The sequence below is a fragment of the Gemella sp. genome (assembly GCF_057272915.1).
Window position 1 is genome coordinate 1 of record NZ_DBHIUF010000008.1, and the last position, 14,135, is coordinate 14,135.

Annotated in this window: 12 protein-coding genes; 2 read left to right on the forward strand and 10 right to left on the reverse strand. The window is 30.2% G+C overall.

The features are described 5' to 3' along the window. Positions 1–177 precede the first annotated feature (177 nt). On the forward strand, positions 178–687 hold the full coding sequence (locus ACO6OL_RS04610; protein WP_485502289.1) for a GNAT family N-acetyltransferase: 510 nt from the start codon (positions 178–180) through the stop codon (positions 685–687). Positions 688–863: 176 nt separating this feature from the next. Here the strand turns inward: ACO6OL_RS04610 and ACO6OL_RS04615 are convergent, their stop codons facing one another. The 8 genes from ACO6OL_RS04615 to mnmG form a co-directional block, all read right to left on the reverse strand. Further along, positions 864–3,203, reverse strand: coding sequence for an endonuclease MutS2 (locus ACO6OL_RS04615; protein WP_485502290.1), 2,340 nt, complete (start codon positions 3,201–3,203; stop codon positions 864–866). A 157-nt stretch (positions 3,204–3,360) separates the two neighbouring features. Further along, the gene (locus tag ACO6OL_RS04620) at positions 3,361–3,894 is read right to left on the reverse strand and encodes a CvpA family protein (RefSeq protein WP_485502291.1); all 534 of its coding nucleotides are present in this window, start codon (positions 3,892–3,894) and stop codon (positions 3,361–3,363) included. Between the two features lie 136 nt (positions 3,895–4,030). Continuing rightward, on the reverse strand, positions 4,031–5,680 hold the full coding sequence (locus ACO6OL_RS04625; RefSeq protein ID WP_485502292.1) for a DAK2 domain-containing protein: 1,650 nt from the start codon (positions 5,678–5,680) through the stop codon (positions 4,031–4,033). A gap of 11 nt (positions 5,681–5,691) precedes the next feature. Continuing rightward, complete coding sequence (locus ACO6OL_RS04630) at positions 5,692–6,051, reverse strand: Asp23/Gls24 family envelope stress response protein (RefSeq protein ID WP_003144659.1); 360 nt, start codon at positions 6,049–6,051, stop codon at positions 5,692–5,694. Between the two features lie 130 nt (positions 6,052–6,181). Further along, positions 6,182–7,114 carry a ketopantoate reductase family protein gene (locus ACO6OL_RS04635; RefSeq protein ID WP_485502293.1) on the reverse strand — a complete coding sequence of 311 codons (933 nt, stop codon included), beginning with the start codon at positions 7,112–7,114 and terminating at the stop codon, positions 6,182–6,184. Between the two features lie 276 nt (positions 7,115–7,390). After that, positions 7,391–8,437 (reverse strand): PTS sugar transporter subunit IIC, encoded by a 1,047-nt coding sequence (locus tag ACO6OL_RS04640; RefSeq protein WP_485502294.1) that lies wholly within the window; start codon positions 8,435–8,437, stop codon positions 7,391–7,393. 313 nt (positions 8,438–8,750) lie between these two features. After that, complete coding sequence (rsmG, locus tag ACO6OL_RS04645) at positions 8,751–9,464, reverse strand: 16S rRNA (guanine(527)-N(7))-methyltransferase RsmG (protein WP_314160796.1); 714 nt, start codon at positions 9,462–9,464, stop codon at positions 8,751–8,753. Beyond that, positions 9,457–11,340 carry a tRNA uridine-5-carboxymethylaminomethyl(34) synthesis enzyme MnmG gene (gene mnmG / locus ACO6OL_RS04650; protein WP_485502295.1) on the reverse strand — a complete coding sequence of 628 codons (1,884 nt, stop codon included), beginning with the start codon at positions 11,338–11,340 and terminating at the stop codon, positions 9,457–9,459. Before mnmG ends, rsmG begins: the two co-directional genes overlap by 8 nt. Positions 11,341–11,920: 580 nt before the next feature. Between mnmG and ACO6OL_RS04655 the strand changes: the two genes are divergently transcribed. After that, entirely contained in the window at positions 11,921–12,367 is a 447-nt protein-coding gene (locus tag ACO6OL_RS04655; protein WP_485502296.1) for a flavodoxin, read from the forward strand. 38 nt (positions 12,368–12,405) lie between these two features. On the opposite strand, the gene ACO6OL_RS04660 is transcribed toward ACO6OL_RS04655, so the two are convergent. Further along, a complete protein-coding gene (locus ACO6OL_RS04660; protein ID WP_485502297.1) occupies positions 12,406–12,909 on the reverse strand; it encodes an RrF2 family transcriptional regulator in 504 nt (167 codons plus the stop codon). A 78-nt stretch (positions 12,910–12,987) separates the two neighbouring features. After that, on the reverse strand, positions 12,988–14,115 hold the full coding sequence (locus ACO6OL_RS04665; protein WP_485502298.1) for a THUMP domain-containing class I SAM-dependent RNA methyltransferase: 1,128 nt from the start codon (positions 14,113–14,115) through the stop codon (positions 12,988–12,990). Between the last annotated feature and the right edge of the window lie 20 nt (positions 14,116–14,135).

A 14,135-nucleotide genomic window follows, 5' to 3' on the forward strand; every position in this document is an offset into this window, starting at 1 on the left:
GTTTGATTGTTCGTCTTCTTCTTGAGAAGACTTTTACTATTCTATCATCAACTTTATTTCTTGTCAATAATATTTTCATACTTTTTCATTTTTATTTCAATTTTTCTTTCTTTTTACTATTTACAATCAAATTCTATTGAGATATTATATAAGTATACAGTACAAGGAGGATTTATTATGATTACTTTTAAAGAACCTATCGATGTTTCATTTCAACAAATTGAAGACTATAAGAATGAGTTTATTTTAAACAACGAAACTATCCACGGTGCAGCAAATATGACTGCTTTATCTATCCCTGAATGGGTACAATTTACAGAAAATACTAAGTATAAAGAAACAGTCACTCCAAGATTTGTTACTGCACATACTTTCTTTGCACTAGATAATGACAAAATTGTAGGTATTATTAACGGTAGACATGAACTTAATGATTATCTTTTAAACTTTGGTGGTCATATAGGTTACAGTGTTAGAAAATCAGAACGTAGAAAAGGATATGCAAAGAAAATGTTAACCTACACTTCTGAATTTTTGTTTTCACTTGGTCTTGATAAAATTTTAGTTACCTGTGATAAAAATAATATTGCTTCAAAACGCACTATTGAATCATGTGGTGGTATTTTAGAAAACGAGGTAATAGAAGAATCTAGAATTACACTAAGATATTGGATATATAAAAAATAAGGGAGTGACTCAAAAATCGTGATTTCGGAGAAATCGATTTTGTCGAGTCACCCCCGCAAAGTTTATTAGATATCTAAAAAGCTTTTATAAAGCGAATTTAGATATCAATAAACCACTGCGTCTATGAGTTATCATATACACTTTGTTAAAATTTAGGACTTTTAGATCATCCCCTTTTATTTCATCTCAACCACAGTAGCTCCCATTCCACCTTCGTTTTGCCCTCCGGTTCTATAGCTAGCTACATATCTGTTATTTTTAAGGTATTCTCCGATATTTTTTCGTAGTATACCAGATCCCAAACCATGAATAATAGTAAACGTGTCATAACCTTGCAGTATTACTTTATCCATATAGTTTTCAATTTCTCTTATGGCTTCTTCTGTATTTAATCCTATTACATTAATATCAATACCCACTTTTTTACTACTTACACTACTTGTGCTTACATAACGTTTAGCAACTTCTGGTTCACTATCAATTTTTCTAACTTCTTTTTTCTTAATATTTAGTTTCATAGCCCCCATTTTAATTTGTAGGGTATTTCCTGAGATTTCTAATACAGTTGCTCTTTGATTATAACTTAAAACAAGAACATCATCACCAACCTGTATTTCACTATTATTAAACTTAGGTTGACTTTCTAATTTTCTTTGTAATTTTACTTTATTCTTACTCTTATCCATAGAATGAAGTAAGTCATTAAGCTCATGTTGTTTTAAAGAAGTATTGTCTTTAAATTCTCTATAAATTTCAAGGATCTCTTCTTTTTTCTCTTCTATTTCTTTATTTAATTCTATACTTAAATCATTATACAGACTTTCTTTATATTCTTCATATTTCTGTAGATTAGATTCAAGAGTTTCTTTAACATCATCAATTTCATCTAAACTTTTATTTATATATTCTAATTTATAATCATATTCTCTAATGCTTTCCGATAGTTTATCTATAAAAAGATTATTCTCTTTTATATTAACTTCTAATAACGAACTTGCTTCTTCTATAATAGATTGCTCCAAACCTAATTTTGCTGAAATGTTAATTGCATTAGATTTCCCTGGTAACCCTATAATAAATCTATAGGTTGGTTTTAATTTCTCAAAATCAAATTCCATAGATGAGTTTTTATAATACTCTGATTCGAAGCAATAGTTTTTAATTTCTGGGTAGTGCGTTGTACATAACATCGTTGCATTTAGATTTTTGAATTTTTCTAATAATGCAATTGATAGCACAGCACCTTCACTTGGATCAGTTCCTGAACATAATTCATCTAATAAAATAATACTCTTATTATTTGTTTTATTTAATATATCAATTATATTAGTCATATGTGAAGAAAAAGTAGATAAGTTATTCTCGATTGATTGCTCATCTCCCACATCTACAAATACATCTTCAAAAAATCCGACTGTTGATTCCTCTAGAGCTGGTATGTAAAATCCTAAATGTGATAAGTACACACATAATCCAACTGTTTTTAAGATTACAGTCTTACCACCAGTATTAGGACCAGTTATTATTAGTGAATTTCCTTTATTGTCTAGAATAACATCATTTTTTACAACTACATCTTTATCAATTAATGGATTATATGCTTTCTTTAGATTAAGTTCTTGTGAATTTACTATGTTTTGTTTATTAAAGCCATTTCTAGCACAAAAGTTCATTTTTGAAAAAATAAACTCTATTTGTGAGAAATTCCAAAGTGAATTTATAAGTTCATCAGCTTTTTCTTTAATAACTTCTGAAGCTTCTTTTAAAATTCTAAGTATTTCTTCTCTTTCTTTACGTTTTAGTATTCCGATTTCATTATTAATCTCTACATTTTCTTTTGGTTCAACATAAAAAGTATTACCTGAAGCACTCTCATCATGGATAATTCCACCAAAATCATTTTTATATTCTGGTTTTACTAAAATAACATCACGGTCATTTCTCTTTGTAACAATTGCTTCAGTTAATTTTTTAACATTAGATCTAAGTATATTTTTTAAAATTTGATCACTTTTATTTTTCAACTTAGAAATATTTACTTTGATATTTTTCAGTTCCAATGAAGCGTCTGGTCTTATATAACCGTCCTCATCTATTATTCTATCTAGATATCTTTCAAGATTACTAAAATCATCTAGCTTAATAACATACTTTGTTAAACTAGAATAGTTAGCATGTTCTTGTAATTTAATATTCTCAAATCTTCTAGAAAATCTATCATAAGTTATAATATTTCTTAATATATGGAAAAGTTCCTTTTCTGAAAGGACACTATCAATTTTAGCTTTCTTAACACTAGCATTATAATCAAATATTTTTAATTTAAATTCATTTGGATATTTTCTTAGTAGGTCATATCCTTCTTCGTTTTCTTTATGAACTTCTACTAACTTATCATAATTTGTTATATATTCTAAATTTTTTATTTTTTCATAAGATAACTCTGAGAAACAATATTTCTCTATATCTTTTAAAACTAAGTCTAAATTAAGTTTCTTTTGAGTAATTTTATTCAATCTAATCTCACTCCTTCTATCTATATTTACATGCTTTATCTTTTTATAACACAAACTATTATACACTAAATACAAGCATTAAACAATTTCTTTCGATTAAAAGCTTACTTTCCAGACACAAAAATTCGAAGTACCTTACGTACTCCGAATTTCTCAATTATTTATTAAAGAATAAACTAATAAACTGTTTTGATAACACTGGTGTGTTTTGTATTATATAGTCTGGCAGCACTGAATCTTTAAATATTGCTATCTTCCAGTCTGGTGTAGGCAATACCGTTACTAGATATAATACAACGAAAACTATTAAATAGATTTCCACAAATCCTAAAATAGCACCTAAATATCTATCCGTTATTTTTATTAACGGTAATTTTCTAACAACTCCTAATGTTTGAGCTAGAATTTGTATTATTAATCGAATTACAATAAATAATACAATAAATGAAACTATTCGGTAATATGCAGTTGGAATATTTAATCCTTTATATATTCCTTCTAAACCATCTGTAACATCAGTTGGAATTGGTATCATACTTGTAAATAAATATGCTAATCTTGAACTGAATAACATTGATATTACATAGCCTATTACAATAGTTCCTAGATAAAAAATTTGCATAATTAACCCACGTTTGTATCCTAGGTACGCACCTGCAGCTAATAATAATGCAATAATTATATCAACCATGTTTTCTCCTTTCCAATCACAATCTATTTTACTTTAATGTCTTATGATTAGTATATTGATATTTTACTCTATCAACTTTAAAGTAGCATTAATCCGTTTTAGACTAATGCTACTTTTTTAACATTACAATTAATTATTATTCAACCCCAATAATATATGGGTATACTGGTTGCCCTGATTCAATAAGTTCAACTTCTACATCAGGATATTTCTCTTCGATTAATTGTTCTAAGAAATCAGTATATTCTTCTGTACTTTCTTCACCAAGGTAAAGTGTAACAATTTCAGAATCTTCATCAAGTGATTTTTCTAATAATTCTTCTAATACTGCATTAAGTGATAGATTAGAAACTACAATCTTACCATCTCTAATTCCCATAAATTCATCTTTCTTAATTTCAACACCCTCAATATTAGTATCACGAACAGCATGAGTAACTTCTAAAGTACTTACTGTAGATAAAACTTCTTGCATATTTGCAAAGTTTTCTTCAGCAGCTGCTTGTGGATTATATACCATTACCGCTGCAAGCCCCTGAGGTGCTGTTTTACTCTCAACAACAAAAACATTTTCTTCTGCTAACTCAGCAGCTTGTTTTGCTGCAAGTTGGATGTTTTTGTTATTAGGGAAAATAAAGATATTTTTAGCGTTAACTTCTTTTATAGCTTTCATAATATCTTCAGTAGATGGATTCATCGTTTGTCCACCTTCAACGATATAATCAACTCCCATTGAAGTTAGAACTTTACTTAATCCAGCTCCCATAGAAATAGAAATCATCGCTTGTTCTTTAAGTTCTTTTGGAGCAGTTGCTTGTTTAGCTTCTTGTTTTCTAAGAACTTCACGGTGTTGTTCTCTCATATTATCAGATTTAATTTTGATAAGTTCTCCGTACTGTTGTCCATAGTTGAACACATCTCCTGGAGTTTCTGTATGAACGTGAATTTTTACATACTCACTATCAGAAATAACTAATAATGAATCCCCAAATTTACTCATATCTTCACGGAATTTATCTTCATTAAATTCTTTTTTCTCTTTATTAAGACGCACTGTAAATTCTGTACAGAATCCGTACACTATATCTTCTGGGCTCATGAAATCCATATCATGATCATCTTCGAATTGCATGTCAACAACATTAGTTTCTACCGCTTCTAGACCCTCGATTTTTTCACCTTTTAGTGCAGCAACAAATCCTTGATATACACAAACAAGACCTTGACCACCTGAGTCTACTACACCAACTTCTTTTAATATTGGTAATAATTCAGGTGTTCTTTTTAGTGACGCTTGCGCTTCAAAATAAATAGCTTCCATAACTTCAACTACTGATGAAGTATTTTCCGCTGCTTTAAGTCCAGCTTCTGCTGCTTCACGTGCAACTGTTAGGATTGTTCCTTCTACTGGTTTAATTATCGCTTTATATGCAATACTTACACCGTTTTGAATAGCTTCAGCAAATTCTTTTGCATTAACTTCCTTTTTATCAGCTATGTGTTGAGACATCCCTCTAAATAGTTGAGAAAGGATAACACCAGAGTTTCCACGTGCCCCCATTAATAAACCTTTAGAAAAAGATTTACCTAATTCACCGATATTTTCAACAACATTTGCAGCTGTTTCTTTTGCACCTGATGACATCGAAAGATTCATATTTGTTCCTGTATCACCATCTGGTACAGGGAAAACGTTCAATGCGTTTATTTTTTCTGCATTTTTAGCTAAATTTTTTGATCCTAAGTCGATCATTTCAGCTAAAACAAGTCCGTTAATTTTCTCCACTATCTTTCCTCCTATTTATTTACCTTGATGCCTTGAATGTAAATGTTAATTTCATCTACTTTAACACCTAGTGTTTTTTCTATTTGATATTTAACTGAAGATTGAACATTGTTAGCTATTTCTGAAATTTTTGTTCCATACATAACAATGATATATAAATCAATAACAAGTTTATCTTCGTCTTTTTTTACTTTAATTCCTTTTGCGTAATTTTCTTTACGTAAAATTTCTGTAATTCCATCTTTAACTTGATTTTTACTAGCCATTCCTATAATTCCGTAGCAACTTACCGCTGCTCCACCTGCTACTGATGCAATAACATCATCACTTATAGAAACATGACCAAATTCATTATTAATTTCTAATGACATATCTTTTCCTCCTATTCAATAATAGACAAATTGAACATACGAACTATTATACCTTTTTTAACAGAAAAATACAAGTAAAACATTGATATTTCTCTACTCAGAGCCTTTTAGCATCCCTTTTATAATACTATTATTTATTATTATTGATGAACTCCTTAGAGTGAATCATTAATGTAATAACATCACAGACCGGAGTTGGAATATTATGAATTTTTCCTAATCTTGATACTTCTCCATTTAGATAATCAATCTCAGTAAGGCGACCATTTTTCATATCTTGATAAAGTGAAGGATAGTGTGCTCCTCCAGTTTCTAATGAGAATAGATTTTCTATATTTTTTTCAATAACCTCTTGTTTTACGTCAATACCTTCTGCTCTCCCTACAGCTGTTACCTCATTCAAAACTGCTCTTGTCAATTCTAAATTCTTATCATAATTACCATACTGATTAATATTACAATCAATTAAAGTACAATATGAATTTAGGACACAATTTAATCCAGCTTTATGCCAGATTGATTGATAAGTGTCAGCTGAATACTTAATATTTAGTCCAGCATCGTTAAATCTTTCTACTAAAGATAACGTCCTTTCTAAATTAACTTCTTTAACCTGTTTAAATTCTATTTTTCCTGTTCCATGGGCTTCCAATATTCCTGGTCCTCCAAGACCACTAGTCCATACTGTAACACCAATTAATATATTTTCTTCTTTTACATAATCTTTTAACGTTTCCACATGCCCAAGACCATTTAATATACAAATAATTTTAGTATTCTCATGAAAAAGATGTTTTACACTTTCTAACATTGGTCTTAACTGCATTGATTTAGTAGCTATGAATATAACATCATACTTCCCTGTTATCTGCTCTGGTTTATATATTGGAATATAGAAGTTTCCTAAATCAACCTCATCAATTATTACTTTTAATCCTTTATTTCTTATATTTTCAACATGTTCTTCCCAAGTATCGACAAAAGTCACATCCTCATTATTTTTAAATAACATATACCCAAATCTTGAACCTAGTGCCCCAGCTCCTGCAAATAAAATTTTCATAATCATTCTCCTTAATATATTTTCTACTATAATTTTATAATTACAAAATTACTTTGTCAATGTTATCTCTGTGATTTTCACATAAAAAAAGGGAGTGACTCGACAAAATCGAGATTTCGAAGAAATCGATTTTGTCGAGTCACCCCCACACAGTTTATTAGATATCTAAAAAGCTTTTATAAAGCGAATTTAAATATTAATAAACCACTGCGTTTATGAGTTTTCATATAAACCTTGTTAAAATTTAGGGCTTTTGAGTCAGCACCTTTTAATTTATTATAAGTTTTCTGGTTTATATGCTTCAGGTTTATATAGTTTTAATACATCTGAATAAAGTCTATCAGCTAAGAATGCAACTACAAACGGAATTACAAAGAATGCTAACAGAATTGGAAGTAAGTTTCCACCATTCATAGAGTATGATTTTGTAGGTCCGATTAATCCAATGATTCCGAACCCTGCACTCTCATGAGTTCCAAGAATTTTTAGGAAGTACCCAGATAGACCTGTAACTGCTGCTGTTGTTAAAATAGTCAAGAATAACTGTGGCTTACGTGCACAGTTAGGCATCATAAGTTTAATTGCTCCTAGTATGATAGCAACACTAGCTCCTTTACTATTCGCTCTATATGTACCAATTGCTAGTACAGCAGCTGCTGAAACTAACCCTAATGTAGCTGCCCCAGCTCCTACATAGTTTTCATTCGTGAATAAAATTATTCCCATCGCTACTGTTGATACAGGTGTTACGATTAAGAATGAAAATGCCATAGTTATTAATATACACATTAAAACTGGTTGTAATGTTGTAAATTCAAAAATTATTGATGCTAAAAGTTTCGTTAGGCTCTTAGTATATGGTAACGTTGCTAATCCTAATGCTGCTACTAATCCCCCAGTTATTGGTAAGAAAATAATAGTAACAGATCCAAATTTATCCTTAACATAAGCTAATACCAATGCTCCAATTGCCGCTATTAACATTACATTAAATAAATCTCCCATTGGAACTCCAGTCCACGCTTTTGTTTGAGCATTAAAAGTTAATGATCCACTAGCTGCTAAGACTGTAGCACCTAATACTGATGACTCTAAAGGTTTGAATTTTAAACTTTGCCCTACAATTACACCAACTAAAACTGGTACAGAAAATTGTAATAAATACATCGCTTGTGAAAGTGTAGTGAATACATTTGGTGCAAATAAGGTTCCCAAGTACTTAAATAATGTACTTAAAACAGCATTTGGAATTAATGCAGCAACCACTCCTAAGGCAGTTCCATTTAAAATTATATTAAGAAAATCCTTTACTCTTTTTGACATATATATCCTCCTTTTTTGGTTGTTTTTAATATAATAAATATAATAATATAAAATCAAAAAAAAGTAAAGAATTTTTTGAAAATTTCTTCCTTTTTTCTTTTTTTTATCTCATTAAAGTATATACAAAAGGGAGTGACTCAAAAATCGTGATTTCGTAGAAATCGATTTTTCAGAGTCACCCCCGCACAGTTTATTAGATATCTAAAAAGCTTTTATAAAGCGAATTTAGATATCAATAAACTACTGCGTCTATGAATTCTCATATACACTTTGTTAAAATTTAGGTCTTTTAGGTCAGCCCCTTTAATATATTCTATAATAATGGTTTTTTATTCGGTGTCCCAGCTTTCCTTGGATATTTATTTGGTGTTTCTTTGGCTTTGCGAATTTCTAGTATATGCCTTTCTTCACCTTCAATATCAAATTCAAGATCTTGCTCTAGTTTTCCACCTAAAAGTTTTATTGCATTTATTGCTTCTTTAGTCTCTTCTTCAGCTTTTTGAGCTTTTAAACTTAAGAAGTAACCATCTTTCTTAACTAATGGTAAACAAAGCTCAGCTAATACATTTAATCTTGCTACCGCTCTAGCAGTTACTATTTCAAAACTTTCTCTGTATTCTTTATTTTGACCAAATTCTTCCGCTCTAGCATGAACAAAATTACAATTACTAAGTCCAAGTTCATCTTTAACTAGATTTAAAAACTTAATACGTTTATTTAAAGAATCAACAATAGTAACTTTTAAATTTGGGTATAATATTTTCAGTGGAATAGATGGAAATCCTGCCCCGCTTCCCACATCACAAATACTTTCAATATTTGAATAATCTTTATAAAATGCTAATGAAATTGAATCAAAGAAATGTTTTGTATAGAACTCATCTTCTTCAGTAATAGCAGTAAGATTAATTTTTTGATTCCATTCTACAACTAAATCATAGTATTTACTATACTGCTCTTTCTGAAGTTCTGATAATTCTATACCTACCTTTTCTTTCACAGCATTATAGAACTGCTCTTTATTCATTATTCATACCTCTTCTTTGTTCTAAGTATACTAATAGAATAGAAATATCCGCTGGGTTAACTCCTGATATGCGAGATGCTTGTCCAATGGTTAATGGTAAAACTTTTTTTAGTTTTTCCCTTGCTTCTAAAGCTAAACTTGGTACATCATCATAATTTAAATCTGTAGGTATTTTCATCTCATTCATTTTTTTAAGTTTTTCAACTTGTTGAATAGATTTTTTAATATAACCTTCATATTTAACCTCGATTTCAACTTGTTCTACTACGTCTTTAGGTAAAACTGTTTCGTCATTTGCCAAATAAAGTACATTTGCATGAGATAATTCTGGACGTCTTAGCATATCAATGGCTAAAATTCCATCACGAATTTCCGCACTATTTAACTCCGCTAATTTTTCTAAAGTCACAGCTGTTGGAGTTATTCTAAAAGTCTTAAGTCTTTCTATTTCATCAGCTACCATACTACGTTTTTCACAGAATTTATTATATCTTTCTTCAGTTACTAAGCCATAGTTAAAAGCTTTTTCCGTTAAACGCATATCTGCATTATCATGACGTAAAAGTAATCTATGTTCCGCTCTTGAAGTTAGAAGTCTATATGGTTCGTTTGTTCCTTTTGTTACCAAGTCATCAATAAGAACGCCAATATATGCTTCATCACGACCAAGAATCATAGGTTCTTCTCCTAGTACTTTACATGCAGCATTTATACCTGCCATAATTCCTTGACCTGCGGCTTCTTCGTAACCACTTGTACCATTAATTTGACCTGCTGTGAATAATCCATCGATTAATTTTGTTTCTAATGTTGGCCAAAGTGTTGTTGGATTTACAGCATCATACTCAATAGCATAACCATTACGCATAATAACTGCATTTTCTAGTCCTGCAATACTTCGAACCATGTCTCTTTGTACATCATCTGGTAAAGAAGTTGATAAACCTTGTACATAAATTTCTTTCGTATTTCTTCCCTCTGGCTCTAAGAAAAGTTGGTGTCTTTCCTTATCATTAAAACGAACATATTTATCTTCAATACTCGGACAATATCTTGGTCCTGTTCCTTTAATTACTCCAGAGTACATTGCAGAACGCCCTAAGTTTTTATCAATAATTTCATGCGTGTTTGTATTAGTATAAGTTAACCAACAAGGAACCTGATCTTTTACAAATTCTGTAGTTTCATAACTAAATGCATGCTCCTCATCATCTCCCGGCTGAATTGCTGTTTTTGAAAAATCTACACTATCAGCATTAACCCTTGGTGGTGTTCCAGTTTTAAATCTAACTAAATCAAAACCTAATTCTTCTAATTGTTTTGCAAGGTCAATTGATGGCATTTGGTGATTCGGCCCAGAAGAATATTTAATATCTCCAATTACGATTTCACCACGTAAATAAGTACCAGTTGTTATGATTATTGTCTTAGCTTTATATGCTGTACCTAGCATAGTTCTTAGACCAACCACTTTATTATCATCAATAATTAGCTCACGTACCATTGCTTGCTCAATATCTAAGTTTGGAGTATCTTCTAAGATTCTCTTCATCTCAAGTTGATATTCTACCTTGTCAGATTGCATTCTTAATGCACGAACTGCTGGACCTTTTGCAGTATTTAACATCTTACTTTGAATATTAGTTTTATCGGCTACGCGTCCCATAAGTCCACCAAGTGCATCCACTTCACGAACAACAATACCCTTTGCAGGACCTCCTACACTCGGATTACATGGCATAAAACCAATAGTATCTAAATTAATTGTAATCATTAAAGTTTTTACACCTTTTCTACTAGCGGCGTGTGCTGCCTCAATTCCGGCATGTCCTCCTCCAATTACAATAACATCATATTCTTTTAAAAATTCAGTCATAGTACCTCCATATATTTTAACGTAATTGCAAAATAATGCTTTGACCAAAATTTTGATATATTACTAAATTTTTACCTTTATTATATTATCATATTGCGAACAAAAAAACTAATAATATACATATTATAGTTTTCTTAACTCATATTTTAAATAACTTTCTACATTTTAATAATGTAATTAGATAGTTTTTATATTCTTACTATACTTAACTATAATATTTGAATACAAAAAAGAGAGTGACTCGACAAAACCTTGATTTCTTAAGAAACAAGACTTTGTCAAGTCACCCTCGCACAGTTTTTTAGATATCTAAAAAGCTTTTATAAAGCAAATTTAGATATCAATAAACCACTGCGTCTATGAATTATCATATGAACTTTGTTAAATTTTAAGACTTTTGAGTCAGCTCATATTATACCTCCGAAATGTAAATGATAATTAAACTACAATTTTCATTTATTTTCAATATTTTTTTCTCGAAAAAACTTTTTTCTAAAATATTTTTGTTTACTTAGCTTTTCTAATACGTTATAATAAGGAATAGTTATCATTTATATACAAATAGAACGGAGGGATTTTTTTGAATATTAAATTAGTTTATGCAAGCTTAACTGGTAATACTGAAATGTTATCTGATTTAATGATTGAAAAATTTGAAGAAGAAAAAGGCTTAGAACTAGAAAAACTATTTATCGAAGATATGGAAGATTTTGATTTTCTTGATGATGCAGACGCATTTATCGTAGCTACTTACACATATGGTGAAGGTGAGTTACCTGAGGAAATGGAAGAATTTTTCGAAGCTCTTGCTGACAAAAACTATGAAGGAAAAATCTACGGAGTTATCGGAACTGGTGACACAATTTATGATGAATATTGTGTTTCTGTAGATCAATTCGACGAGCAAATCGCTAAAACTGGTGCTACTAATCCTACAGAAAATCTTAAAATTGAAATAGAAGCTGATACAGACGAAGATTTTGAAAATATTGATAAGTTTATCGAAGCATTCGCTGCTGCTTTATAATAAAAAATACGGTTATGAAATTTCATAACCGTATTTTTTTATCCTTTAAAGAAGACATTTACCCTTTCAAATTCATCTTCCCAATTATTCCAGTCTAGTCTTATTTTAGAATTTTCTTCTAGAATATCCTCAACTAAGCTTTCTATTGTAATATCCTCTAAAGAAGACTTTATAGCTTTATTGACTGTATTTACTTTTTTCAGATATTTGCTATAACGTTTATCTACTGCTAGGGCTCCTTCGAAAATTTTTGAAACATAATCTGTTTTTAATGCAAAAATTTCTACTTCATCATTAAGTGCTACATATATATCGTATAAAGTAACTTTCTTATTTGATTTATATTTATATCCCCCGCCAATACCCGTATTAGCTTTTACTAAATCATTGACAACCAATTTTCTCATAATTTTTTTCAGATATGTTGGAGAAATATTTAAACGCTGACTAATTTCCTTAGAATTCAAGAAAACATGCCTATCTTGAAGGTATAACATCACCATTATACAGATTGCTTGTTCCGTACTTTTTGTTAAATGCATAAACTCAACCTCTTTTCTTTTTGTATATAACTCTACTTACATCCTTATTTTATGATATATTTTTATAATTGTCAAATGTTATCTTAATTTTTCTCCCCAGTATTGATAATAGGTACATTCAATGGAACCGTTAAATAACTTTCTTCTTTTCGTTGCCTTTTTCCCGTATAAATGTTCAAACATTTTATGAGATGTTAATAAATAAAGTGACCAATGTTTCTTATTTTTAAGTTCCGTTCCTAAAAATTTATACATAGCTTCTACTTCTTTTTTCTCACCTAAACGTTCGCCATATGGTGGATTCGCAATTACACAACCAGTTTCCTTCTTCGCTACAAAATCAAAAACTGACATCTGTTTAAACTTAATAACTCCCGCTAATCCGATTTCTTCAGCATTATTTTCAGCAGTCGCTATCATTTTAGGATCAATATCAGAACCATATAATTCTAATTCTTTATCATAATCAATAAGATCTTCTGCCTTATTTCTTTCTTCATCAACAAGACTTTTCGGCATCCATGGCCATTTTTCAAAGTCAAAGTTTCTATTAATTCCAGGTGCCATGTTTTGTGCTGCCATAGCTGCTTCTATTAATAATGTTCCTGATCCACAGAATAAGTCATATAATGGTGTTTCACCTTTCCAGTTTGTAAGTTTAACCATTGCTGCTGCTAATGTTTCTTTTAATGGTGCTGTCCCTTGTTTAGCACGGTATCCACGCTTATGCAGTCCATCTCCAGAAGTATCTAATAGAATAGTTGCAATATCATTTAACATAATAATTTCTAATCTATATCTAGCTCCTGTCTCTGTTAACCAACCTGTTATCCCATAACTTTTCTTCATTTTCTCAACAATTGCTTTTTTAACAATTGACTGACAGTCAGAAACACTGAATAATGTAGATTTATGACTTCGTCCATCTACAGGGAATTTGGCATCTACTGGAAGATATTTATCCCATTCTATTTCTTTAGTTTTTTCAAAAAGTTCTTCAAAAGTATACGCAGGAAATTGTGCAACTACGATTTTAACCCTATCTGCACATCTTAACCATAGATTCGAACGTACTATTGCTCTCTTATCTCCTGAATAATATACTCTCCCATTTTCTACTTTTATTTCATAACCTAACTCTTGTACTTCTTTAGCCACTATCGCTTCAATTCCCATAGGGGTTGTTGCTACTAAATTAAAATTCATTTCTTCCTCCTTAAAAAAAG